This window comes from Streptomyces sp. NPDC048211 (genome assembly GCF_043202315.1).
Taxonomy (GTDB): Bacteria; Actinomycetota; Actinomycetes; order Streptomycetales; family Streptomycetaceae; genus Streptomyces.
Genome location: NZ_JBIDAD010000005.1, coordinates 257,230 through 279,995 on the forward strand (window position 1 = coordinate 257,230; position 22,766 = coordinate 279,995).

At 69.2% G+C, this 22,766-nt stretch carries 23 protein-coding genes and 1 pseudogene; 17 read left to right on the plus strand and 7 right to left on the minus strand.

Annotated elements, in window-relative coordinates; translation table 11 throughout:
* Positions 1 to 262: 262 nt before the first annotated feature.
* Both ACGFZA_RS20770 and ACGFZA_RS20775 read left to right on the plus strand, forming a co-directional pair.
* Positions 263 to 3,085, plus strand: coding sequence for a PQQ-dependent sugar dehydrogenase (locus ACGFZA_RS20770; protein WP_393680905.1), 2,823 nt, complete (start codon positions 263 to 265; stop codon positions 3,083 to 3,085).
* A complete protein-coding gene (locus ACGFZA_RS20775) occupies positions 3,082 to 4,863 on the plus strand; it encodes a ThuA domain-containing protein (RefSeq protein ID WP_393680907.1) in 1,782 nt (593 codons plus the stop codon). Before ACGFZA_RS20770 ends, ACGFZA_RS20775 begins: the two co-directional genes overlap by 4 nt.
* 359 nt (positions 4,864 to 5,222) lie before the next feature.
* Here the strand turns inward: ACGFZA_RS20775 and ACGFZA_RS20780 are convergent, their stop codons facing one another.
* Together ACGFZA_RS20780 and ACGFZA_RS20785 are read right to left on the minus strand one after the other, a co-directional pair.
* The gene (locus tag ACGFZA_RS20780; RefSeq protein ID WP_393680909.1) at positions 5,223 to 7,598 is read right to left on the minus strand and encodes a SpoIIE family protein phosphatase; all 2,376 of its coding nucleotides are present in this window, start codon (positions 7,596 to 7,598) and stop codon (positions 5,223 to 5,225) included.
* A gap of 212 nt (positions 7,599 to 7,810) precedes the next feature.
* Positions 7,811 to 8,434, minus strand: coding sequence for a TetR/AcrR family transcriptional regulator (locus ACGFZA_RS20785; protein WP_385274199.1), 624 nt, complete (start codon positions 8,432 to 8,434; stop codon positions 7,811 to 7,813).
* Positions 8,435 to 8,519: 85 nt separating this feature from the next.
* On the opposite strand from ACGFZA_RS20785, the gene ACGFZA_RS20790 reads away from it, so the two are divergent.
* From ACGFZA_RS20790 to ACGFZA_RS20855, 14 genes are all read left to right on the plus strand, one after another.
* The gene (locus ACGFZA_RS20790) at positions 8,520 to 9,455 is read left to right on the plus strand and encodes an aldo/keto reductase (protein ID WP_393680912.1); all 936 of its coding nucleotides are present in this window, start codon (positions 8,520 to 8,522) and stop codon (positions 9,453 to 9,455) included.
* A 37-nt stretch (positions 9,456 to 9,492) separates the two neighbouring features.
* Positions 9,493 to 9,807, plus strand: coding sequence for a DUF2316 family protein (locus tag ACGFZA_RS20795; protein ID WP_393680914.1), 315 nt, complete (start codon positions 9,493 to 9,495; stop codon positions 9,805 to 9,807).
* Positions 9,808 to 10,330: 523 nt separating this feature from the next.
* Complete coding sequence (locus ACGFZA_RS20800) at positions 10,331 to 10,651, plus strand: gas vesicle protein (RefSeq protein WP_393680916.1); 321 nt, start codon at positions 10,331 to 10,333, stop codon at positions 10,649 to 10,651.
* A 33-nt stretch (positions 10,652 to 10,684) separates the two neighbouring features.
* Positions 10,685 to 11,140: a gas vesicle protein GvpJ gene (gene gvpJ, locus ACGFZA_RS20805; RefSeq protein WP_385274211.1), complete on the plus strand. Its 456-nt coding sequence runs from the start codon at positions 10,685 to 10,687 to the stop codon at positions 11,138 to 11,140.
* A 2-nt stretch (positions 11,141 to 11,142) separates the two neighbouring features.
* Entirely contained in the window at positions 11,143 to 11,895 is a 753-nt protein-coding gene (locus ACGFZA_RS20810; RefSeq protein ID WP_393680919.1) for a GvpL/GvpF family gas vesicle protein, read from the plus strand.
* A 1-nt stretch (position 11,896) separates the two neighbouring features.
* On the plus strand, positions 11,897 to 12,151 hold the full coding sequence (locus ACGFZA_RS20815; RefSeq protein WP_393680921.1) for a gas vesicle protein GvpG: 255 nt from the start codon (positions 11,897 to 11,899) through the stop codon (positions 12,149 to 12,151).
* A gap of 7 nt (positions 12,152 to 12,158) precedes the next feature.
* Positions 12,159 to 13,124, plus strand: a complete 966-nt coding sequence (locus ACGFZA_RS20820; RefSeq protein ID WP_393680923.1) for a histone protein — start codon at positions 12,159 to 12,161, stop codon at positions 13,122 to 13,124.
* Between the two features lie 6 nt (positions 13,125 to 13,130).
* Entirely contained in the window at positions 13,131 to 14,312 is a 1,182-nt protein-coding gene (locus ACGFZA_RS20825; RefSeq protein WP_393680925.1) for an SRPBCC family protein, read from the plus strand.
* Entirely contained in the window at positions 14,305 to 14,646 is a 342-nt protein-coding gene (locus ACGFZA_RS20830) for a gas vesicle protein (protein WP_393680927.1), read from the plus strand. The genes ACGFZA_RS20825 and ACGFZA_RS20830 overlap by 8 nt, the downstream gene beginning before the upstream one ends.
* A gap of 18 nt (positions 14,647 to 14,664) precedes the next feature.
* Complete coding sequence (locus ACGFZA_RS20835) at positions 14,665 to 15,480, plus strand: GvpL/GvpF family gas vesicle protein (protein ID WP_393680929.1); 816 nt, start codon at positions 14,665 to 14,667, stop codon at positions 15,478 to 15,480.
* A 3-nt stretch (positions 15,481 to 15,483) separates the two neighbouring features.
* Complete coding sequence (locus ACGFZA_RS20840; RefSeq protein ID WP_385274232.1) at positions 15,484 to 15,711, plus strand: gas vesicle protein; 228 nt, start codon at positions 15,484 to 15,486, stop codon at positions 15,709 to 15,711.
* Positions 15,708 to 15,986 (plus strand): gas vesicle protein K, encoded by a 279-nt coding sequence (locus ACGFZA_RS20845; RefSeq protein WP_385274235.1) that lies wholly within the window; start codon positions 15,708 to 15,710, stop codon positions 15,984 to 15,986. Before ACGFZA_RS20840 ends, ACGFZA_RS20845 begins: the two co-directional genes overlap by 4 nt.
* A 178-nt stretch (positions 15,987 to 16,164) precedes the next feature.
* On the plus strand, positions 16,165 to 16,620 hold the full coding sequence (locus ACGFZA_RS20850; RefSeq protein ID WP_393680932.1) for an Asp23/Gls24 family envelope stress response protein: 456 nt from the start codon (positions 16,165 to 16,167) through the stop codon (positions 16,618 to 16,620).
* A gap of 215 nt (positions 16,621 to 16,835) precedes the next feature.
* Positions 16,836 to 17,369, plus strand: coding sequence for a kinase (locus ACGFZA_RS20855; RefSeq protein WP_393681349.1), 534 nt, complete (start codon positions 16,836 to 16,838; stop codon positions 17,367 to 17,369).
* A 93-nt stretch (positions 17,370 to 17,462) separates the two neighbouring features.
* Here ACGFZA_RS20855 and ACGFZA_RS20860 read toward each other — a convergent pair.
* Positions 17,463 to 17,627: pseudogene (locus ACGFZA_RS20860) on the minus strand (SDR family oxidoreductase); the annotation flags it as partial.
* A gap of 31 nt (positions 17,628 to 17,658) precedes the next feature.
* Between ACGFZA_RS20860 and ACGFZA_RS20865 the strand changes: the two are divergent.
* Positions 17,659 to 17,859: a hypothetical protein gene (locus ACGFZA_RS20865; protein WP_393680934.1), complete on the plus strand. Its 201-nt coding sequence runs from the start codon at positions 17,659 to 17,661 to the stop codon at positions 17,857 to 17,859.
* 36 nt (positions 17,860 to 17,895) lie between these two features.
* Here the strand turns inward: ACGFZA_RS20865 and ACGFZA_RS20870 are convergent, their stop codons facing one another.
* The 4 genes from ACGFZA_RS20870 to ACGFZA_RS20885 all read right to left on the minus strand — a co-directional run bounded on the left by ACGFZA_RS20870 (position 17,896) and on the right by ACGFZA_RS20885 (position 22,741).
* Complete coding sequence (locus ACGFZA_RS20870) at positions 17,896 to 19,425, minus strand: FAD-dependent monooxygenase (protein ID WP_393680936.1); 1,530 nt, start codon at positions 19,423 to 19,425, stop codon at positions 17,896 to 17,898.
* 54 nt (positions 19,426 to 19,479) lie between these two features.
* A complete protein-coding gene (locus tag ACGFZA_RS20875) occupies positions 19,480 to 20,172 on the minus strand; it encodes a TetR/AcrR family transcriptional regulator (protein ID WP_393680938.1) in 693 nt (230 codons plus the stop codon).
* Between the two features lie 90 nt (positions 20,173 to 20,262).
* A complete protein-coding gene (locus ACGFZA_RS20880) occupies positions 20,263 to 21,813 on the minus strand; it encodes a PQQ-dependent sugar dehydrogenase (RefSeq protein WP_393680940.1) in 1,551 nt (516 codons plus the stop codon).
* Between the two features lie 253 nt (positions 21,814 to 22,066).
* Positions 22,067 to 22,741 carry a lytic polysaccharide monooxygenase gene (locus ACGFZA_RS20885; protein WP_393680942.1) on the minus strand — a complete coding sequence of 225 codons (675 nt, stop codon included), beginning with the start codon at positions 22,739 to 22,741 and terminating at the stop codon, positions 22,067 to 22,069.
* Positions 22,742 to 22,766 lie beyond the last annotated feature (25 nt).

Genomic DNA, 22,766 nt, shown 5'->3' on the forward strand with positions numbered 1-22,766 from the left:
GCGCCCGGAACAACATCACCCCCTGGTAAGGGAGTTGAGGATGGGGCGTTCGGGTGGTGGCACTTTGTCCCCCCGCAGATAAAAGTTCGAGCCTGAAGCGTCAAAGGGGTTTCTGGTTGATGGAAAAGCCATTACCTTCCTGCTCTGTACCGGATAACAAGGACGCGTTCGCCCGACCCCCTCCCAGGGTGTCCGTGTCCCCGGCGCGACGGCGCGCGCCTGTGCGAGACCCCCCAGCCCCGTTGACTTACGGAGGACGCGCGTGCACAGGAGACTCACCCGGCCCCTCGCGGCGCTGGCCAGCACCCTGCTGGCTGCCGCGGGCGCCCTCACCGTTCACCAGAGCCGGGCCGAAGCGGCCCCGGCGGCACCTGAGTTCCAGCAGGTCACCCTCGCCAAAGGGGTGGCCGAGACCGGTGAGCCGATGACGCTCGCCGTTCTTCCGAACCGGTCCGTCCTGCACACCTCGCGGGACGGCACGCTGCGCCTCACCGACGCAGCCGGCACCACCAAGGTCTCCGGCAAGCTGGACGTCTACTCGCACGACGAGGAGGGCCTCCAGGGTGTCGGTGTCGACCCCGCCTTCACCACGAACCGCTTCGTCTACCTCTACTACGCCCCGAAGCTCACCACCCCCTCCGGGGACGCCCCCGCGGACGGTTCGGCCGCCGACTTCGCCCCCTTCGACGGCGTCAACCGGCTGTCCCGGTTCGTCCTCAGGACCGACGGCACTCTGGACACCGCCAGCGAGAAGAAGGTCCTGGACGTCCCCGCGAGCCGGGGTCTGTGCTGCCATGTCGGCGGCGATATCGATTTCGATGCCCAGGGCAACCTGTACCTCTCCACCGGGGACGACAGCAATCCTTTCGCCTCCGACGGCTATACCCCGATCGACGAGCGGCCGACCCGCAACCCCGCGTACGACGCCCAGCGTTCGGCCGGCAACACCAACGATCTGCGTGGCAAGGTCCTCCGGATCAAGGTCAACGCCGACGGAAGCTACTCCGTACCGGCGGGCAACCTCTTCGCCCCCGGCACCGCGAAGACCCGGCCCGAGATCTACGCCATGGGCTTCCGCAACCCCTTCCGGATGACCGTCGACAAGCCCACCGGCACGGTCTACCTCGGTGACTACGGCCCCGACGCGGGCACATCGAGCTCCACCCGCGGGCCCGCCGGACAGGTCGAGTTCAACCGGATCACCAAGGCGGGCAACTTCGGCTGGCCCTACTGCACCGGCAAGAACAACGCGTACGTCGACTACAACTTCGCCACCTCGACGTCCGGCGCCGCGTTCTCCTGTTCGGCGCCGAAGAACACCTCGCCGAACAACACCGGCCTGACCGACCTCCCCCCGGTCCAGCCCGCCTGGATCCCGTACGACGGCGGCTCGGTCCCGGAGTTCGGCAGCGGCTCCGAGTCGCCCATGGGCGGACCGGTCTACCACTACGACGCGGCCTCGACCTCGGAGGTCAAGTTCCCCGAGAGCTTCGACGGGGACTTCTTCGCAGGCGAGTTCGGCCGCAAGTGGATCAAGCGCATCGAGCAGGCCGGCGACGGAACCGTGCAGTCCATCAACGCCTTCCCCTGGCAGGGCACCCAGGTCATGGACATGGCCTTCGGCCCCGACGGTGCGCTGTACGTGCTCGACTACGGCACCGGCTACTTCAACGGGGACGAGAACAGCGCGGTCTACCGCATCGAGAACGTCAGCGGCGGGAGGTCCCCGCTCGCCCAGGCCTCGGCCGACCACACCTCGGGCAAGTCACCGCTCGCCGTGCAGTTCTCCTCCGCGGGAACGTCCGACCCCGACGGCGATCCGCTGTCCTACGCCTGGAAGTTCGGTGACGGAGGCACCTCGACGGCGGCCAGTCCGGCGCACACCTACACGGCGAACGGGCAGTACACCGCCGAGCTCACCGTGTCCGACGGTACCGGCCGGACGGCGACCGCCTCCGTCACCGTGACCGTGGGCAACACCGCGCCCTCGGTGAAGCTGGAACTGCCCGTCGACGGCAAGATCGTCGACCCGGGCGCCGCGGTGCCGTTCAAGGTGACCGTCACCGACCCGGAGGACGGCACCATCGACTGCTCGAAGGTCAAGGTGACCTTCATCATCGGCCACGACAGCCACGGCCACCCGCAGACCTCGGCCACCGGCTGCTCCGGCACCGTACAGACCATCGCCGACGGCGAGCACGACCCCAATGCCAACATCTTCGGAGTCTGGGACGCCGAGTACACCGACAAGGGCGCGAACGGACAGCCCGCCCTGACCACGCACGACGAGCACATCAGCCAGCCCAGCCACCGCCAGGCCGAGCACTACGGGGCCTCCGCCGGAGTGTCGGTCGTCAGTCATGACGCGGCCCACGGCGGCAAGACCGTGGGCAACATCGAGAACGGTGACTGGATCTCCTTCAAGCCCTACGCCCTCGACAACGCCACCAAGCTGACCGCCCGCGTCTCCTCCGCCGGCGCCGGCGGCACGCTCGAGGTGCGAGCCGGGTCGCCCACCGGCACCCTGCTCGGTTCCGTGGCCGTCCCCGTCACGGGAAGCTGGGAGACTTTCCAGGACGTCTCCACGAACCTGACCAACCGCCCGGCCGGCACCACCACCCTCCATCTCGTGTTCAAGGGCGGCACCGGATCCCTCTTCGACGTGGACGAATTCACCGTCACGACCTCCGGCGCCTCCGGTCCTCGGGAGGGTGCGATCACGGGTATCGGTGGCAAGTGTGTCGATGTGGCGGCGGGTGCGGTGGCGGACGGGACGCAGATCCAGCTGTATACGTGCAATCAGACGGCCGCGCAGAAGTGGACGGTCGGGACGGACAGCACCTTGCGGGCGCTCGGTAAGTGCATGGACGTGAGTGGTGGTGGTTCGGCGGACGGTACCAAGGTGCAGCTCTACGGGTGCAATGGTTCCGGGGCGCAGAAGTGGACCCCGGGAGCTGATGGGACCTTGCGTAATCCGCAGTCGGGCAAGTGCCTCGACGCGGAGGGCGTCTCCTCTGCCGACCGCACCAGGCTGCACCTGTGGACCTGCGGCACCGGCGCCAACCAGAAGTGGATCCTGCCATGAGCCGACGAACGGTCCGGCCTCTCGGACGCCTCGCCTGCTGGGCCGCATCGGGCCTCCTCGGCATCGCTGCCCTGCCCGCTGCGGTCGCGACCGCAGCGCCGGAGCCGGCCGCCCTCGACCGCCCGTTATCCGCCCCCGCGAAGGCGGCAGCGACTGACCCCGCGTACGACGTGCTGGTCTTCTCCAGAACCGTCGGTTTCCGCCACTCCTCCATCGACGAAGGCATCACCGCCCTGCGCGAGCTGGGCGCGGCCAACAACTTCACCGTCACCGCGACCGAGGACCCCGCCGCCTTCACTCCGTCGAACCTCGCCGGATACGAGGCCGTCGTCTTCCTCTCCACCACAGGCGACGTCCTCGACCCCACCCAGCAGACCGCCTTCGAGGGATACATGGCGGCCGGCGGCGGCTACGTCGGCGTGCACGCGGCGGCCGACACCGAATACGACTGGAGCTGGTACGCGGGACTGGCCGGCGCCCTGTTCCAGTCCCACCCGGCCATCCAGTCGGCGAAGGTCAAAGTGGAGGACCGCGCCCACGACGCCACCGCTCACCTCGGTCCGACCTGGCAGCGGACGGACGAGTGGTACAACTACCGCACCAATCCCCGCACGTCAGCCCATGTGCTGGCCTCGCTCGACGAGTCCAGCTACAGCGGCGGCAGCATGAGCGGCGACCACCCCATCGCGTGGTGCAAGGACTACGCCGGCGGGCGCGCCTTCTACACCGGCGGCGGCCACACCGAGGAGTCGTACAACGACGCCGCCTTCCGCCGCCATCTGCTGGGCGGCATCCGCTGGGCGGCCGAGCGGACCGAGGCCGACTGCCGTCCGGAGACCGGCTACACCACGCTGTACGGGAACTCGGGCACCACCGGCTGGAAACAGGCCGGTCCGGGCTCGTTCGCCGAATCCGACGCCACCCTGACCTCCCGCGGCGGCCTCGGCCTCCTCTGGTACCAGGCCAGGGAGTACACCTCGTACTCCCTGAAACTCGACTGGCGGCAGACCGACGACGACAACTCCGGTGTCTTCGTGGGCTTCCCCGCCTCCGACGACCCCTGGTCGGCGGTCAACAACGGCTACGAGATCCAGATCGACGCCACCGACACCCCCGACCGCACCACCGGTTCCGTCTACGGCTTCAAGTCCGCCGACCTGGCGGCCCGTGACGCGGCTCTGAACCCACCGGGGGAGTGGAACACGTACGAGATCCGGGTCGAGGGCGAGCGCCTCCAGGTCTTCCTCAACGGCCGCCGGATCAACGACTTCACCAACACCGATCCCGTCCGCAGCCTCCGGCAGGGCCATATCGGCCTGCAGAACCACGGGGACGGGGACGACGTGTCCTTCCGCAACGTCCGGATCAAGGAACTCGGCGGCGCGACCGGTCCTCGGGAGGGTGCGATCACGGGTGTCGGTGGCAAGTGTGTCGATGTGGCGGCGGGTGCGGTGGCCGACGGGACGCAGATCCAGCTGTATACGTGCAATCAGACGGCCGCGCAGAAGTGGACGGTCGGGACGGACAGCACTCTGCGCGCGCTCGGCAAGTGCATGGACGTGAGTGGTGGTGGTTCGGCGGACGGCACCAAGGTGCAGCTCTACGGGTGCAATGGTTCCGGGGCGCAGAAGTGGGCCCCGGGGGCCGATGGGACCTTGCGTAATCCGCAGTCGGGCAAGTGCCTGGACGCGGAGGGCGTCTCCTCTGCCGACCGCACCAGGCTGCACCTGTGGACCTGCGGCACCGGCGCCAACCAGAAATGGGTCCTCCCTGGCTGAGTGACCCGCTCGACACCGTCACCGGCGCGGAGGGCGACGGTGACGGGACCGGCCGCTCCCATGGGCCGGTGACGGCGGCAGAGCGCGACGCCGAAGCGCCCTGCCGCCGTCCCTCCAGCCCACCCGGTGACGGACGATCGAGGTCAGAGCACCCGCTCGGACGGGTTCGCAGACCCCGTCCCGGTCGGGGCTCGCTCTTGCAGGTCCTGGTACGGGGCCCGGGTCATCGGCGGTGTGCCGACGGTTCCCCTCAGGGCAGGTCGCAGCCGTGTTTCGGCCGACGTCAACGCTGCGGTGGTGGGCAGTGCGGTCAGGGATTCCGGGGGCGTCCGGCGCTCGTCCCGCCACCCCTGCCATGTTCAGTCGGGCAACGCCAGTTCCGCCCAGATGGTCTTGCCCGACTGCCTGTACCTGCTGCCCCAGCGGCTGCTCACCTGGGCGACGAGGAACAGCCCGCGACCGCCCTCGTCACTTGAGGAGGCCTGGCGCAGTCTGGGCTGCGTGTTGCTGGGATCGCTGACCTCGCAGACGAGGACCTTGTCGTGAATGAGCCGAAGGCCGATCGGGCCCCCCGCGTACCGGACGGCGTTGGTGATCAGTTCGCTGACGATCAGCTCGACGGCGAAGTCGAGATCCGTCAGCCCCCACTCGCCGATCTTGCGGGCGACCGCCGCCCTGGCGTCGGCGACGGCGGCCGGATCGGCCGGAAACTCCCACTCGGCGATGGCGTCGTGCCGCAGCGGGCGGGCCAGGGCGAGCAGCAGGGCCGTGTCGTCGGCCGCGGGACGGTCGGCTTGCCCGGCGGTCAGTACCTCGCCGGCTCTCCGCAGGGAGCACTGCGCACGATGCAGGTCGGCGATGCGGCCGGCGAGCCGGTTCACGCCGGCGTCGATGCCGTCGGCCGGCTGGCCGATCAGCCCGTCGCTGTAGAGCGCCAGCCAGTCGCCCGGAGCGAGGTGGGCGGTGGTCGCCTCGAACGGCAGGCCGCCCACGCCCAGAGGCGGGCCGGGCCGGACAGGGAGGGGGCGGGCGGTGCCGTCCGGTCCGGCCGCGATGGGTGGGAGGTGCCCTGCGCTGGCCACCGTGCACAGTTGCGTGACCGGATCGTAGAGCGCGACCAAGCACGTCGCACCTACGGTGTCGCGCTCGGCCGGGTCGGCCTCAGCAGCGAGACGTGCGACCAACTCGTCCAGCCGACCGAGCAGTTCGTCCGGGGGGAGTTCGAGGTCGGCCAGTGTCTGGACGGCAGTACGCAGACGCCCCATGGTGGCCGCGGCATGCAGCCCGTGCCCGATCACGTCCCCGACGACCAGGGCGACTCTCAGGGAGGGCAGCGGGATCACGTCGAACCAATCCCCTCCGATCTCCGCGCCGTCGGCGGCCGGCACGTACTTCCCCACGGCCTCCACCGCCGGGGTGAGCGTCGTGGCGGCCGGCAGCAGGCGCTGTTGCAGGGCTACGGCAGCACGGTGCTCCCGCGTGTACCGACGTGCGTTGTCGACACTGAGCGCCGCATGCGCGGCGATCGCCGCCAACATGTCGGCGTCCTCCTGGTCGAAGGGCTCGTCGCCCTGGGTGCGCCAAGCGCTGACGAGTCCGAGCACCAGGCCACGGGCGAACAGCGGGGCCATGGCCAAGGAATGCCCGTTGTCCGGGATGAGCAAGGGGCTCAAACGGCTGTCGCCTACCGCTCGCGAGATCGAGTCCCGGTCGAAGAGGACCGTGCGTCCTTCCTGGAGGTCGCGGACGGGGGGCCGGTCCGGCAGCCGGGGAAACCTGGCCTCGAGTGGCAGCAGCCCCCGGGGCCAGCCGTCGGTGGCTCGCACCGCCATGCGGCGTAGATGAAGATCGCCACCGCCGAACGTGCGGGGTGGCTCGTCGCCCGCCAGAACCTTGTCGGCCAGGTCGACCGACACCAGGTCCGCGAAGTCGGGCACGAGTACCTCGCCAATGTCCTGGGCGGTGCGCCGGACGTCCAGGGATCGGCCGATGCGGGTCGAGGCATGGTGGCGCAGTTGCAGTCGACGGCCGGCGAGCCACTGGGCAGTGGCATCCGTGACCAGCGCGATGACGCCTGTGGGCCGGCCGTGGCGATCTGTGGTGCGCACCGCGGTCACCGAGTACGAGTACTCATGGACAGGTGCGGACCGGGACCGTCCGCGGAGTGTGTGGTCGACCAGCGGCACGCCCGTTGTCAGGACGGTGCGCAGCTCCGCCTCGATGGTGGCGGCGTGGGACGGTTCCATGACGTCCGCGAGCGTGCTCCCCAGGGGTGGGGCCGACAGGCCGGGCGGAGTGGAGCTGGTCCTCACGACCGCGAGATCGGCGTCTCGGACGATGACACCGATCTGATCCTGGGCGAGCAGGGCGCGCAGCAGTGCGGTGGCCTGGTCGGATTCCTCCGCACGGTCCGCCGGCACGGCCAGCAGCAGCTGGTGCGCGGATTGCTCCAGTGGCAGGAGGCGGCAGCGCACGTTCACGGCGTCCCCGTGTGCGTGACGCAGGAACATGCCGGCGGTGGGGGAGGAGGGCCCCACCGAAGGAGCACCATCCGTACGCGTCGAGGCGAACAGCTCGGACACGTGCAGGCCACACACCTCGTCGGCGGACCTGCCCAGCAGTTCCGCGGCCGCCCGGGACCACTGCCTGACAGTGCCGTGGTCGTCGATCAGGGCGGCCACGACGGTCGCCAGAGCGTCGTAGCCGTCATCGTCCTCACCGATGCGGGAGTCCATGCCAGCCTCACAAGCATTGGGGCCTTCTACATCCCAAGTATGAGTATTTATGTGATGTGTGCTGGTTGTGATCGACCGGCGAATGCTGTGCGCACCGGGAAATCGATCGGGTCGCCGAGGGGCTCGTAGGTGTCCGCGCCGCACCTGCTCCGACCGTGATGCGGCTTCGGCCAAGGTCAGGCGGCCCCCGAAGGAGATGGCCGAGGCGGGCGTCAGGCCCGCGGCCGGCCTTCCGCTGCCGGCCGCAGGGCATCGACCACGAGGTCCAGCAGCCGTCCCGTCAGCTCCGGGCTGTTGCTGGCCGTCGTGGAGAGGAACACTCCGAGGAGCATCATCGTGACCTCGTCCGGCTCGACGTCCGCCCGCAGTGAGCCGGCCTGGGCCCCGGCGTCGAGGATCTCCGCGATTGCGGCGGTGAGCCGTTCCCGGGTGGCGGGTGTCGCGATGGCACCCGAGGCCCAGCCGGCGCGGAGGGTGTCGGAGATGCCGCGTTTGGCCGCGAAGAACGCCGCGTAGCGGTCCATCCACGCACGCAGCGCCGCCTCGGGCGGCAGTGCGGAGAGCAGGGCGGGGGCGCTGGTGACGACGGCGTCGAGTTCGGCGGCGTAGATGGCCTCGACGAGCGCTTCGCGGGTGGGGAAGTGGCGATAGAGCGTGCCGATCCCGACGCCGGCCTCGCGGGCGATGGCATCGAGGGGGGCTTTGCCGTCGGTCGCGGTGAAGGCGTCACGGGCTACTTCGAGCAGTCGCTCGCGATTGCGCCGGGCATCTGCGCGGGCCGGGCGCCCGGTCGCTTGCGCGGGTCCGTCGGGGACAGGCGAGTCTGACGCGGTCAAAGTGGAGGCCCTCCGTTTAGTGTTACGGTCGTGAGTAACGGAGTCTCTCCGTTTACCTCCATCGTCTCATGAGAGCGAGACCGCCATGACGTCCACCGCTCGATCTCCCCAGCTCACCGCCACCGGAGCGGCACGGTCCGGCGGGCCCGGCGTGCTCGCGGGCCGCACCGTCTCCCGCGTCGGCTACGGCGCCATGCAACTGCAGCGGCTGGATCGCGAGGCCGCGATCGCCCTGCTGCGCCGCGCCGTCGCACTCGGCATCGATCACGTCGACACCGCGCAGTTCTACGGCAACGGCTTCGTCAACGAGGTGATCGCCGCGGCGCTCCGTCCCGAGGACGACGTCCTGGTCGTCAGCAAGGTGGGCGCCGAACCCGCTCCGAGCGGTCCCATCCCGCTGCGCCTCGCCCAGCGGCCCGAACAGCTGCGGGCCGGAGTGGAGGACAACCTCAGGAGCCTCGGACTCGACCAGGTCCCCCTGGTCAACCTGCGCCGCGCCGACCACGGCCCCGGCCTGCGACCCGAAGGCGACCAGATCGTCGACCTCGACGACCAGCTCGCCGTCATGGCCGACCTGCGCGACGAGGGAAAGATCGGCGCCATCGGTCTCAGCAGCGTGTCCCTCGACGTACTGCGCCGAGCCCTCCCCGTGGGCATCGCCTGTGTGCAGAACGCCTACAGCCTGGTGTCGCGCGACGACGAGGACATACTGCGGTTCTGCCTCGCCGAGGACATCGCCTGGGTCCCGTACTTCCCGCTCGGCGGCGCCTACGCGGGCCTGCCGAAGGTCACCGAGGAGCCCGCCGTCGCCGCAGCCGCGCTGGCGCTGGGTGTCGCCCCCGCCCAGATCGGCCTGGCCTGGCTGCTCCAGCACACCCCGAACACACTCCTCATCCCCGGCACCGCCGACGCGGAGCACCTGCGGGCGAACACCGACGCAGGTGCGATCACCCTCGATGAGGCCACTCTCACCGCACTCGACGCCGTCCCCACGCGCTCCGGCGACATCGAGGTCGCATAGTCCCGGTCACCCGCACCACCGCACACGGAGGTCATCCTTGACACTGAACGCTGCCGAACGGCTCCGCACGGGCGAGGAGTTCGCCGAGAACCTCGCACTGACCGGGCTCGCGCCCCACGATGTCGCCGCCGACTTGGCCTTCACGCCCGAGCGACTGCGGCAGACCCTCGATGTCGACCCCGCATCCGGCCCGGTCGACGTGTGGCAACTGCGCGACTATCTCCAGCAGGCCGTCCGGGACGCCGGGGGTACACCTGTCCCGTACTCCGTGCTCGACGACCGCTCTCGGCTCAAGGCGCGCTTCTGGTTCCGGCTGCGCGGCGCCCCACGGCACGTCTTCGCGGGGGCATGAACCAGCCCGCTACCCCCTGGGAGGGGTGACCAGTGCGTGCAGGTTGCACGCAACGACGCCGCCACCGCTGAACCGAGTGGGCGGGAGTCGTGTGCCCTGCGTCGGCTGTGTCGGCCGCTCCATGGCCCGCATGAATGCGGCTGTGGGGCGGCCTTCTTCGGCTCGCACACAAGGCCGGCCGATCGATGGCCTTCTCCTGGGCAGCGAGACAGCCGATTCCTCAGCACCTTCCCCGACGTACACACTGTGGCGCGCACGGGCCACCCGCACCCTCCCGCGCGCAGGAGTATGAGCAGGGGCAGGGCGAGCGCGGTCCGACGCCGGTGGGCTCCGTGGCCACGCGATACCGCAACCGCGGCAACTCAGGGCCGGGACCCGCCGGCGGGCCGCCTGCCGCACGGCAATGAGTCGCGGACCGAGTCGAATTCGACTGTCACACCACAATCGGCCGGACCCCCACGGTCACGACCCCTGATGGCATCGCCCGAGATGCGTAGCCGACGGGAATGGCCAGACTGGCCTTATGGCAGAACAGCGTCGCACACACGCCGGAAGTTCCAAGACGGCGACCGCCCACCGCGCAGGATCTGCGCGGGGCCCGGAGCATGCAGCCAGAGCTGCCTGCCAGAGCCTGGAGGGGCTGATCGGTCACCCCGCAGATGGTGTGTCCGCTGTCCGGCGTTCCGACGACGGCTGGTGTGTGGTGGTGGACGTTCTGGAAGTGCCACGGATTCCCGACACCACAAGCCTCCTCGCCTCGTACGAGGTGCAGCTCGATCGGGCCGGTGAACTCCTGGAATACCGCAGGGTCCGGCGCTACCGACGCGGTGCAGCCGACGAGTGACCCGATTCCGCTCCCCTGCTGGAAGGACGTTCCATGACCGCCACCACGTACTCCGACGAAGTAGTGGCCTGCCCGCCCCGCGCCGGCACGTTGTACGACGTACTGGAACTCATTCTCGACCGCGGCATGGTCATCGATGTGTTCATCCGCGTCTCACTGGTCGGAATCGAGATTCTGAAGATAGACGCGCGCATCGTCGTCGCGAGTGTGGACACCTACCTGCGGTTCGCCGAGGCGTGCAACCGGCTCGATCTGGAGCGTGACTCCGGCAGTACCACCATCCCCGAACTGCTCGGTGGCGGTGTGGCCAAGTCCGTCGGAAAGCGCAAGGTCCGCAATGCCGCCGAGTCGGTGGGCGACACCGTGAAGAAGGCGGTGGGCGGCGGTAAGCACGAAGAGGACGCGGACGAGGAAGAAGACGAGCGGCCGAGGAAGCGACGGGCCCCTGCCCGCAGTGGCACGAGCCGACGACGACGCGTGGAGGCCTGACCGTGGTGGCTGAGGGCGTGTACGTATACGCGGTCCTGCGGGCAGGGACGGTGGTACCGAGCGGGTCCCGCGGCGTGGGATCACCTCCCGCCCTCGTTCGCAGGATCACGCAGGGCCGCCTCGACGCGGTGGTCAGCGACGCCCCGCCCCAGCTTCGCGCACGGCGCCGCGACCTGCTGGCGCACCAGGACCTTCTGATGCGGCTGGCGGAGGAAGGGCCGGTCCTGCCCATGCGCTTCGGCACGGTCGCACCGGACGAGGCGACCGTCCTGACACAGTTGGCCGCGGCCGAATCCCAGCATGTCGCCACCCTCGACCAGCTTGCGGGCCGCATCGAGATCAACGTCAAGGCACTTCCGGCGCAGGACGCGCTGCCGGCTCTGGTGGCGGAGGAGGCGAGCGTACGGCGGCTGCGCGAGGCCGCTCGGCGGAACCCCGGCTACGAGGCCAGCCTCCGGCTGGGCGAAGCCATCGCAGCCGCTCTCAGCCGCAGGGCAGCCGCGGCAGGACAGCGGATTCTGCGAGAGCTGACGCCCGGAGCCGGAGCCGTGGCCGCGGGACCCGAGGTCCCGGGATGCGCACTCAACATGTCCTTCCTCGTCGACCACGGCGACGCCGACAGCTTCCTCGCGAGGGCACGTCGCCTCGCGGAGGCCCATCGGGACCATGTGGAGCTGCGCCTTGCGGGCCCGCTGCCCTGCTACAGCTTCGTCTCGTCCGAGGCGGCCCGTCCCGTACCTGTGGGCGGAGAGTGACATGGGTCTGATCGCAGGATTGCTCACGCTCCCCATCGCGCCGGTCCGTGGCGTGGTCTGGGTGGCGGAGAAGCTCAACGACGCTGCCGAGCGCGAACTGCACGACCCGGGGGTACTCCGCACGCAACTGGCCTTGCTGAACCAGGAACTTGAGGCAGGAGACATCAGCCTGGAGGAGTTCGAACGGGAAGAAGAGCGGTTGCTTGACCGGCTGCACGCCGTACGGGTCGGCCCGGAACAGATCGATCGAAGGTGATGTGCGCATGGAAGACCAGACGAAAGTGACTCTCGCGGCCGCGGTGGTGGGTGGCTATGTGCTGGGCAGGACGAAGAAGGGGCGGCTGGCTCTCACGGTCGTCACCTACCTGGCCGGTCGGCGCTTCGGCCTGGAGCCCCGCCAGCTCGCCGCGGAGGGAATGCGGCGTCTGAGCGAGGTTCCCCAGGTCGCCGAACTTCAGGACCAGCTCCGCGGCGAAGTCCTCGATGCCGGCCGCAAGGCCATGACCGCCGCCGCCAACCGCAGCATGACCTCACTGGCTGATGCGATCAGCGACCGTACGGCCCGTCTCATCGAACCCCCACGCGATGAGGAGGAGGACGAGGACGCCTACGAGGACGAGTACGAGGAGGCGCCGGACGAGGAAGGCGCCGAGTACGACGAGGAGTACGAGGAGTACGAGGACGAGCCGGAAGACGAGGAGGGGTACGAGGACGAGGAACTGCCTGAGGAGGAGTACGAGGACGAGCAGCCGGAAGACGAGGAAGAAGAGGAAGAGCCCGAGGAGGAGCCGGAGAAGCGGCAGCCGCGCAGGCGTGCTTCCAAGCGGGCTCAGCCGAAGACGGCCGAGGACTCTGCGGACGGCAAGGACTCCCGGGCGAGGAAGTCCGCGTCGAAGAGGGCCGCTCCGGCGAAGAAGGCGGCGGCCAAGAAGTCCGCCCCGGCGAAGAAGTCCGCGTCGAAGAAGTCCGCTCCGGCGAAGAAGACAGCGGCCAAGAAGTCCGCCCCGGCGAAGAAGACCGCAGCCAAGAAGACGTCACCTGCGAAGAAGACAGCGGCCAAGAAGTCCGCCCCGCCGAAGAAGACGGCCGCCAAGAAGACGGGCCCGGCAAAGAAGACCGCAGCGAAGAAGACGTCACCTGCGAAGAAGACGGCCGCCAAGAAGACGGCAGCGGGTGGCTCGTCGTCAAAGAAGCGGGCCGCATCCAAGCGCACCAGTCGTCGGAGGTAGCGGATCATGGCCAGGACGGAAAATTCAGAGTCTGAGGCGGAAGAGTCCGGCATGGGCGGCCTGGACAGACTCCGTGGGGAACTGTCCAACTTCCTCAGCGCACAGATGGAGAAGCTCGCGGAGAAGGCGGGAGAGAAGCTGACCGACGTGACCGGCCAGCTGACCGATGTCGCCGAGAACGGCGGCTCGTTGCCTGCCATCGGGTCCCGCGTCCTCCAGGGCGAATCGCCGGTGAAGGCATTCGTTTCGGAGAAGGCCAAGGGCGTCAAGGACAACGTCGTGGACAAGGCCAAGGAAGCCTTCGGCGGTGGCGGGGGTGGTAAGGGCAAGCGGAAGGCAAGTGGCGGCAAGCTGATGAACATCATCGAGGTGCTCGATGTGGGTGTTCCGCTCCGTACTGCCTACGACCACTGGACCCAGTACGACCAGTTCAGCAGTTTCGCGAAGGGCGTGCGGGACGTCTCGATGGATGAGGAGATGTCGAGCGACTGGAAGGTCAAGGTCGGACCGTCCTCGCGCAGCTTCAAAGCGACCGTCCAGGAGCAGGTGCCTGACGAGCGCATCGTCTGGACGTCCGAGGGCGCCAAGGGCACTACCCGGGGCGCCGTGAGTTTCCACGAACTGACACCGTCCCTCACGCGCATCGTCCTCGTCATGGAGTACTACCCGTCCGGGTTCTTCGAGAAGACGGGCAATCTCTGGCGAGCCCAAGGACGCCGGGTGCGACTCGACTTCAAGCACTTCCAGCGCTACGTCACCCTCACCGAGGAGGAACCGGAGGGGTGGCGTGGTGAGATTCGTGACGGTGAAGTCGTCGTGACCCACGAAGAGGCGATGGAAGAGGAAGAAGCGGAGAACGAGGAAGACACGGATACCGAGGGCGACGAGGACGAGGACGAGTACGAGGGCGAGGACGAGTGGGATGAGGAGGACGGCGATGGCGAGGAAGACGATCAACTGACGGACGACGAGGACGACGAGGACGAAGAAGAAGACGAGGAAGAAGAGGACGACGAAGGCGACGAGGACGAGGCCGACGAAGAAGACGAGGAAGAAGAGGACGACGAAGGCGACGAGGACGAGGCCGACGAAGAAGAGGCCGACGAGGAAGAGGACGAGGACGAGGGCCGTCCCAGAAGGCGGGCAGCCCCCGCGAAGCAGCGATCACGAAGGGCTCGCGGTGACTGACCTCGACTTCAGGCAGGATGCGTCGTACCCGGTCGCGGGGCCCCAGAACACCAACCTCGCCGACATCCTCGAACGTGTCCTCGACAAGGGGATCGTGATCGCCGGGGACATCAAGATCGACCTTCTCGACATCGAGTTGCTCACGATCCGCCTGCGCCTTTTCGTCGCATCCGTGGACACGGCGAAGAAGGCCGGCATCGACTGGTGGGAGACCGATCCCGCGCTCAGCTCCCATGCGGCACGCAATGCCCTGCAGGACGAGAACCGCGAACTGCGCCGGCGCCTGGAGCAATGGGAATCCGGTTCGGAACAACCAGCTTCGTCCGAGCAATGACCGAGGAGAACCGAACACATGACGGAGCGTGGCCCCCAGGCCCCGGATACGAACGCCATCTACGTGTATGCCGTCTGCCGTGCCGAGGCACCCCTGAACCTCGCCGGACTCATCGGCGTCACCCGGGACGAACCGGTGCGTGCCCTTCCCATCGGATCTCTCACCGCGATCGTGCAGGGTGTCCGGTCGGCCGAGTTCACGGACGAGGCCTGGAAGGAGCGACTGACGGACGAGGCCGAGCTCGAACGGTACGCTCGCGCCCACCACACGGTGGTGTCACAGGTCGCTGCCGGGACACCCACGGTGCCTCTGCCGCTGGCCACGCTGTACCAGGGGGAGGACAGGGCCAGAGCCGCGCTGGACAACGAGTCGCCGCGCTTTCACAGGGCCCTGAGCCGTATTGCGCATCACGCGGAGTGGGGCGTGAAGGTGTACGCGCCCAAACCTTCCCGCGATGAGGAGGGCAGCGCTTCGGCAGAGCGGCCGAAGGACACCGTGCCGACGCGTCCCGCCCCCGGGGCCGGACGCGCCTACCTGGACCGCAAGCGGAACCTGCAGGCGCGGCGCGAACAGCGGCAGGGGGAGTCACTGCGCGTCGCCGAGGCCGTGGACGCGGATGTGAGCCGCATCGCCAAGGCTTCGCGGCGACTCCGGCCGCACGGCCACGGCGCCGCCGGCGACCACAGGGTCCAGGTCCTCAACGCCACCTATCTGGTCGCCGATGACCGCGCGGGCGAACTGGACGTGCTGGCCAGCAGCTTGCGTGAACGTACCGGTGCGGAGATCGAGCTTTCGGGCCCGTGGGTTCCCTACTCCTTCGTCGGCGAGGTGTGAGTCGTGACGCACGACGCGGTTCCGTGGGACAGCCCGGGCGACTTGAGCGGTCCCATCGGAGTGCCCTTGGTGGATCTCCTGGACCGGGTCCTGGCGACAGGGGTGGTCGTCAGCGGGGACCTGGTGATCGCGATCGCTGATGTGCCGCTCGTACGGGTGTCGTTGCACGCCCTGCTCTCGTCCGTCAACGAACGCGTACCTGCCCCGTGGGCGGACAGCGGGCCACTGTGACGACCTCACGAGTCGACCTGGATTCCGAGAAGATGGGGCGCGACCTCGTCACGCTCGTCCTCACCGTGGTCGAGTTGCTCCGTCAGCTGATGGAACGCCAGGCCATGCGGCGCATCGACCAGGGCGACCTCACCGACGAGCAGACCGACGAGATCGGTACCACCCTCATGATGCTCGACCAGCGCATGACGGAGCTCTGCGAGCAGCACGGAGTGCGTCCGGAAGACCTCAATCTGGATCTGGGGCCGCTGGGCAGTCTGCTGCCTCGCGACTGACGGCAGAGGCCGGGAACGAGACGCCGAGACGCCGGTTCGAACGGCGGGAGCGTACGCGGCCACCCGAATGGCGGACGGCACGCATCCGGAGCACAGTGGAAAAGAGGGGGCACAGGTCGGCGGAGGAGTCCGCAGAGACCGGTCCGCCCCCTCGCTGACAACTCTGTGCGAGGAACTCATGGCGACAAATGACAGCCAGAGCGGCACTTCACTGAGCACCGGTGACACGTCGGGTGGAACACGTGGCACCACCGTCATCGCGGATGCCGTGGTCTCGACGATCGCGGGAATAGCCGTGCGCGAGACCGACGGGATCCATTCCGTCGGCGGGGGCGCGTCCCGGGCCATGGGGGCGGTCAAGGACAAGGTGTCCCGCTCCAACGACCCCGGCCGCGGCGTGAAGGTGGAGGTGGGGGAGAAGCAGACCGCCATCGACGTCAACATCGTGGTGGAGTACGGAACCCGCATCCTGGAGGCTGCGAAGAACATCCGGAGCAACGTCACCGATGCGGTCGAGACCATGACCGGTCTGGAAGTCGTCGAGATCAACATCAAGGTGCTGGACGTCTACGTACCGGGATCGGACGACGACGAGGACTCGGAAAACGCTGAGAACAAGCGGCGCGTCCAGTGACGCGGGCCTGATGTGCGCCGTCAGCCACCAACCGACCTTTCGGCCCTTGGAACTTGAGGGCGATTCTGCCCTCGTTCCACGGCGGCGCACATATCCGGGGAAACCCGCGCCCCCACCGCACACGGGCGGGGCATGCGCACCATCGGGGAGACTGCCCGTGGCGCGCGGACATGTGCGTTCCCGAGGGCGGTGGCCGCCGGTAGCGTGGGCGGATGATGGTGGGCACGGCAGAGACCGGACTCGTTCTCCTGCGGGGGAACAGCGCCTCGGGCAAGTCCTCGGTCGCGGCAGGGATCAGGGAACGATTCGGCCGCGGCCTGGCCCTGGTCGGCCAGGACAACCTCCGCCGGGTGGTCCTGCGTGAACACGACCGCCCCGGCGGCGTGAACATCGGCCTCATCGACACGGTCGCCCGCTACAGCCTGGACGCCGGGTATCACGTCGTCCTCGAAGGCATCCTCTACGCGGACCACTACGGGCAGATGCTCCAGCAACTGCTGGCCGACCATCGCGGGCACACCCACTGCTACTACCTGGACGTCCCCTTCGTGGAGACCCTGGCCAGACACGCGACCAAACCCATCGCGGACGAGGTCGGCGAGAACCAGTTGCGCGAGTGGTATCGCCCGCTCGATCTCCTGCCCGGCGGCATCGAGACCGTCATCGACTCCGGCAGCATCCTGGCGGATACCGTCGACCGCATCATGCACGACACCGCCCTCGCCCGGCTCCCCGCACTGGAGCACTGACCGGAACGGGGCGGGCGGCATACCGATCGGCCGTCCGGCTCCGATCGGCAGGTCCGGGTTCAGCGGGCGAACGAGTGCACCAGGGGTCGCGTTTCACCTTGCGGATTCCGGACGAAGGGCGCCAGAGAGGGACCTGACGCCGCCGTGCGCGGTGAGGCCGCCGTCGACGGGTATCTCGGCCCCGCTGATGAAAGCCGCCTGATCGGACATCAGGAAGACCACCAGGGGAGCCACCTCGTCGACGTGTCCGGTGGGCCCCTCTTCCGCCCGCGTCCGGGGGTGACACCACGTGGGCCCGCACCCGTCACGAGACCCCTACGGCACGGTGGCCCTGTCGTGGGAGCAGACCTCCAAGGGGCTGACGGCCCGCATCGCCGTACCGGAGGGGTGCGACGGAACCGCGGAACTGCCCGGTTGCCCGCCGGTCGCCCTGGGGCCGGGCGAGCACGTCCTCAGCACGGCGGAACTCGTGGCGAGGGCAGCCGCCTGAACGGCCTCTTCCGGCTGCGGGATGACGTGTGGTCGGTCAGATCTCCGGACCGCCGAACCAGCGGGCGGCGGCCCGTTCGAACGTCACGAGGTCGGGCGCGTGCTCATCGGCCCAGGCCACGACGCCGTCGGGGCGGATGAGGAGTGCGGTGAGGCCGAGAGCGTCGCGCGGCGGGCCCGACACGTATCGGATGCGGTCCTTCCAGCTCCGGGCAGAAGGCTCCAGCGCGTGACCGTCGCCGAAGTCGAGCACGACGCCCAGGCCCCGGCGCAGCACGTCGCCGACGGTGGTGCCGTCCTCGTAGCGGAAGTCGGGCGCGGTGCAGCCGATGAGCGGGTGCTCGCCGCCCAGGTCGTACCGGTGGAACAGACCCGCCGTCCTCCGGTACACGTGGGTCGTCCCGGAGGGGGTGCTCATCAGGTCGTGGACGAGCCTGCGCAGGGCGGGAGCGTTGGGGCCCGGCTGCATGGTCGCCACCTGGGCGCGCGACCAGTCCAGCACCGCCGCGCCGACGGGGTGGCGCTCGCCGGTGTAGGTGTCGAGCAGGCCCGCGGGGGCGGTGCCGCGCACGGTGGCCGCGAGCTTCCAGCCGAGGTTCACGGCATCGCCGATGCCGAGATTGAGTCCCTGGCCGCCCAGCGGGGAGTGGATGTGCGCGGCGTCGCCTGCCAGCAGCACGCGTCCCCTGCGGTAGGTCGTCACCTGCATCGCCCGGTCGGTGAAGCTCGATGCCCGGCGTACACCGTTCAGCGTCACGTCGGCACCGGTGACGCGGCGCAGCACCTCCTGAAGGTGCTCACGCGTCGGCGGCTGGGAGCGGTCGAAGGCGCCGCCGTCGAAGTCCATCAGGCCCAGATGCCCCTCGAAGGGCGTGCGCAGATACATGCCGTTCGCCGTCGGGTTGAAGCCGAACGGCAGCTTCGACGGGTCGGGGTCGGCGAAGTCGACCTGCGCCACGTAGCCGGTGAACAGCGGCTCGGTACCGACGAAGTCGAAGCCGGCAAGCCGGCGCACCGTGCTGCGTCCGCCGTCGCATCCCACCAGCCAGCGTGCTGCGTACTCCTGACCGCCCGCCGTGACGACGACGGACGCGTCGTGCCGTGTCACGGCGGTGACCGCAGCACCCCGGACGACCTCGACGCCGACGCAGGACGCGTGGTCGGCCAGGACCGTGCCGAGCGCTTCGAGGCTCGTCATGAACCCCTCCATCGCCGGACCTGGCAGCCGGAACGGCAGGGAGGACACGTCGATGTCGGCCGCGTCGAGACCCATCCCCGCGAAATGGCTCACGTCACGAGGTGCCGGCGCCTCGATCGCGTCCGGGGCCGCGCCGACCTTCGTCGCATCGGCGCGTGACGCACCGATCACCGCTTCGAGCAGCCCCCTGCGGTGGAGCGTCTCGGCCGACCCGGCGTTGAGGCCCCGCAGTCCGAGCGGGAGCGCCTTCCACGGCGAGCCGATCTCGTCGTCCCGCTCCAGGACCAGTACGGAGCAGCCGGCCAGGGCGAGCTCGCCCGCCAGGAAGAGGCCGACCGGTCCGCCGCCCGCGATCACTACGTCATGCATGAGGGATGCCCTTCTCGGTCGAACAGTCGGCGCTCATCCGAACCTCGTGCCGGGTCAGCCAGGGCGGGTGAGGCCGTCGAGCACGATCGCGATACCGGTGAGGAACTGTTCGCGGTCGTCGTGCCGGCCGACCTGGCCGGCGATGGCATGCATGAACGGGTACTTCGCCGCGTCGAGCTCCCGCCACGCCGTCTCCACCGAGCCGAAGAACTCTTCGCGGGCGGGCTCGACGTCCGGGATATCCCCGGCGATGCGCGCGTTCTGGCTGATCGCTCCGAGGAGGTAATGCACGATCGTCGAGGCGGCGTCGAACCAGGAATCGCGTGGCACGCCCAAGGCGCCCACGTGCCGGCCGATACTCTCGAAGATCCCCACGGTCACCGGACCGACAGGGTTCCGCACGACCTGGAGGATCAGCCGGGTGGCGAGCCACGGATGCTCGGTGATCGCGTCGAACAGGGCCAGCGCGACGACACGGATCCCGTCGCCGGGCGTGGCCGCCTCCCCGCTGGTCCCTGCTGTCAGGGCCGCGCCGACCAATGTCTCCGTCACCGCGTCCAGCAGTTCGTCGCGCGTACCCACCTGGTAGTAGATCGCTCCGGAGCCGGTGGCCAGGCGCTCGGTCAGTGCCCGGACGGTCAGACCACCCTCGCCGCCCGCGTCGAGCAGCTCGATCGCCGTCGCGATGATCCGCTCCCGTGAGAGCACCTGGTTACGCCGCTGAGGACGGCCGTCGCGCGTTGCCATGCCCTCATGATGACATTTTTGGAGCGGTGAACCAAATTGGTGCACCGCTCCAAAAGTATCGGTCCGGACGGAGGGCACGGTGCTGAAGGTTCAGCGGCCGACGGCGCAGGCGTCTTCGTTCAGCATGAAACGTGGTGGCGCCGACGAGTCGCCGCTGTGCTGGGCGAGGTATCCGAGAGTGATGCTCGCGCCGGGGGCGATCGTCGCGTTGTGCGTGGCGTCGTTGGCGGTGACCGTGTTGCTTCCCTGGGTGAGGTCCGTGTTCCAGTCGGAGGTGACGACCTGTCCGAGGGCCAGCGGGAATTCCAGCGTCCAGCCGTTCACCGCGGTGCTGCCGGTGTTGGTGACGGTGAGGTCGACCGTTGTGCCGGTACCCCAGGTGCGCACGGTGCGGTCCACGCGGCAGGTGGGTTCCTCCCGTGCGAAGGACACGCGGTGCAGGCCGCCCGGCAGGTCGTTGACGACGTAGAACTCTCCGTCGGCCGTCGTGCCGATCGACGTCACCTGCGTGGGCATCTCCCCGATCTCGGCCTGCTCGTAGCCGCCTTCGCCATCGGGGCGCAGCGCCCAGACCGTGGACGAGCAGCAGTCGGTGGCGATGTACGTGCCACCGACGAGGGCGGCGTACTTCTGGCCCCGGTAGACGTGACCGCCGATGACGGAGCAGCCGCCGGTGTAGGGAGAGTAGGTGAAGACCGGCTCTGTGTACGCTGCGCCGGGCAGGCAGTCCCCGCCGTCGAACCTCTCCAGGCCCTCGTAGCAGGACCAGCCGAGATTCAGCCCTCCCTGTCCGGCGGCGAGATGGTCGACCTCCTCCCAGCGGCCCTGGCCGACGTCGCCGATCCACATCGAGCCGTCGCCGCTGTCGAAGGAGAACCGCCACGGGTTGCGCAGCCCGTACAGCCAGATCTCCCCGCGGGCGCCCGGCGTGCCCACGAAGGGGTTGTCACCGGGCACGCAGTAGGGGAGCGTGCCGCAGCCGCGGCTCACGTCGATGCGCATGATCTTGCCCAGCAGGGTGTCCAGTCGCTGGCCGGAGCGGAAGGGGTCTGCGGAGCCACCGCCGTCACCGATGCTCCAGTACAGCCGGCCGTCGGGGCCGAAGGCGAGCTGACCGCCGTTGTGGTTGCTGTGCTCCGCATGCGGCTGAGAGAGCAGCACCTCCGAGCGGGACTCGTCGAGCCGGTAGCGGGCGAGGGTGACCGCGCCGTCGGGCAGAGCCGTGTACGCCAGGTACAGGTGATGGCTGTCGGCGAAGTCGGGCGGGACAGCGATACCGAGCAGTCCGCGCTCGTTGCCCGATTCGTCCACGCTCGCGGTGATGTCGATGAGCGGGGCCGGGGCCAGGCCGGTGTCCGGGTGGTACACGCGCACGGTGCCGGACTTCTCGGTGATGAACAACCGGTCCGTGCCGTCAGCGGGGGCGGCGAGAGCGGTGGGCCGCCTCAGCCCGGAGGCCACCTGGGTGGTGGTCGCACGGAGCGAGGGGAGTGGGACGGACGAGGGGGCCGCCACCGCGCCGTCAGGCACGTTGCCCGCCGGGGCGACTGACTGGGCTGCGGCGAGGGGCTGGGCTGCGGCGGAAGGCCGGGCCGCGGTGGCGGGTGACGAGGCGAGGGCGGTCAGCAGGAGGGCCAGCAAGATCGGCCCTGTACAGCGGCGTCGTAACATGTCGGCTCCAGACTCATGGACGCCTGCACGGCGATGGTGTTCACGGACGAGCGGTCCGGACCCGGAGGCGCGTCCCGGGCGGAGGACCCCTGTTCCGGTCGGACGTCACCGCTGCCGGTCAGTGGGAAGCTCCGACGTGCGGGTGGTGCGCCGGTACTTCCGGGCGCGAGCGTGTCCCGCCGGAGGGTGCGGCGTCCGACGGGACACATCTGTGAGCGCGGGGTCAGCCGAAGTTCACATCACTGCAGAGGAAGTACGTCTGGTCCATGTGCGAGGCCTGCCAGATCGTGTAGACGACGTGGCGACCGCTGTAGCCGGACGTGCTCACGGGGATCGCGTAGTTCTGGCTGGGTCCGTACTCGCCGGTCAGGGCGACCAGTTCGAGGTCGCTCCACCGCAGGGCCTCGGTGGTGGGGTCGAAGCCCTGCCGGGTGACGTAGACCTGGAAGTAGTCCGCGCCATGGCTGGCCTGGTCGTTCAACTGGACCGTGAAGTCGTCGGCGATGTCCGTGGTCTTCCACGCGCCCACGGTGTCCAGCGAGTTGTAGCGGCCGCTCTCGGTCCGACCGCCGCTGCACAGCTGTCCGTCCGGGACGACCGCCTGGAAGTCGCCGCCGGATCCGTTCCGGTACAGGCCGTTCCAGTTCCACATGGCGTTGGGGTCGGCCTGCCAGGCCTGCCAGCACATGGGGTCCTGCTGTGCCATGGCCGGGTTCTGGAAGTCGCTGCCCCAGCGCTGCCAGCAGCCGTAGTTGCGCGATGCCGGGTCCACGACCGATCCGTGGGCCACGGCGGTGCCGCTCCCGGGGATCAGACTGAGGAGCACGGCGGCGACAGCGCTCAGGGCCGGCGTCAGGAGGCGCCGTAGACGATGAACATCATGGGTATGACGATTCATGATCTTTTTCTTTCCGGTGGGGGGA

What these genes read in the sequence shown, in the direction of transcription:
- ACGFZA_RS20775 (WP_393680907.1), top strand. Translation starts at nt 3,082, where the DNA reads ATGAGCCGACGAACGGTCCGGCCTCTCGGACGCCTCGCCTGCTGGGCC.
- ACGFZA_RS20780 (WP_393680909.1), bottom strand. Translation starts at nt 7,598, where the DNA reads ATGGACTCCCGCATCGGTGAGGACGATGACGGCTACGACGCTCTGGCG.
- ACGFZA_RS20790 (WP_393680912.1), top strand. Translation starts at nt 8,520, where the DNA reads ATGACGTCCACCGCTCGATCTCCCCAGCTCACCGCCACCGGAGCGGCA.
- ACGFZA_RS20800 (WP_393680916.1), top strand. Translation starts at nt 10,331, where the DNA reads ATGGCAGAACAGCGTCGCACACACGCCGGAAGTTCCAAGACGGCGACC.
- gvpJ (WP_385274211.1), top strand. Translation starts at nt 10,685, where the DNA reads ATGACCGCCACCACGTACTCCGACGAAGTAGTGGCCTGCCCGCCCCGC.
- ACGFZA_RS20815 (WP_393680921.1), top strand. Translation starts at nt 11,897, where the DNA reads ATGGGTCTGATCGCAGGATTGCTCACGCTCCCCATCGCGCCGGTCCGT.
- ACGFZA_RS20820 (WP_393680923.1), top strand. Translation starts at nt 12,159, where the DNA reads ATGGAAGACCAGACGAAAGTGACTCTCGCGGCCGCGGTGGTGGGTGGC.
- ACGFZA_RS20825 (WP_393680925.1), top strand. Translation starts at nt 13,131, where the DNA reads ATGGCCAGGACGGAAAATTCAGAGTCTGAGGCGGAAGAGTCCGGCATG.
- ACGFZA_RS20835 (WP_393680929.1), top strand. Translation starts at nt 14,665, where the DNA reads ATGACGGAGCGTGGCCCCCAGGCCCCGGATACGAACGCCATCTACGTG.
- ACGFZA_RS20850 (WP_393680932.1), top strand. Translation starts at nt 16,165, where the DNA reads ATGGCGACAAATGACAGCCAGAGCGGCACTTCACTGAGCACCGGTGAC.
- ACGFZA_RS20855 (WP_393681349.1), top strand. Translation starts at nt 16,836, where the DNA reads ATGGTGGGCACGGCAGAGACCGGACTCGTTCTCCTGCGGGGGAACAGC.
- ACGFZA_RS20870 (WP_393680936.1), bottom strand. Translation starts at nt 19,425, where the DNA reads ATGCATGACGTAGTGATCGCGGGCGGCGGACCGGTCGGCCTCTTCCTG.
- ACGFZA_RS20875 (WP_393680938.1), bottom strand. Translation starts at nt 20,172, where the DNA reads ATGGCAACGCGCGACGGCCGTCCTCAGCGGCGTAACCAGGTGCTCTCA.
- ACGFZA_RS20885 (WP_393680942.1), bottom strand. Translation starts at nt 22,741, where the DNA reads ATGAATCGTCATACCCATGATGTTCATCGTCTACGGCGCCTCCTGACG.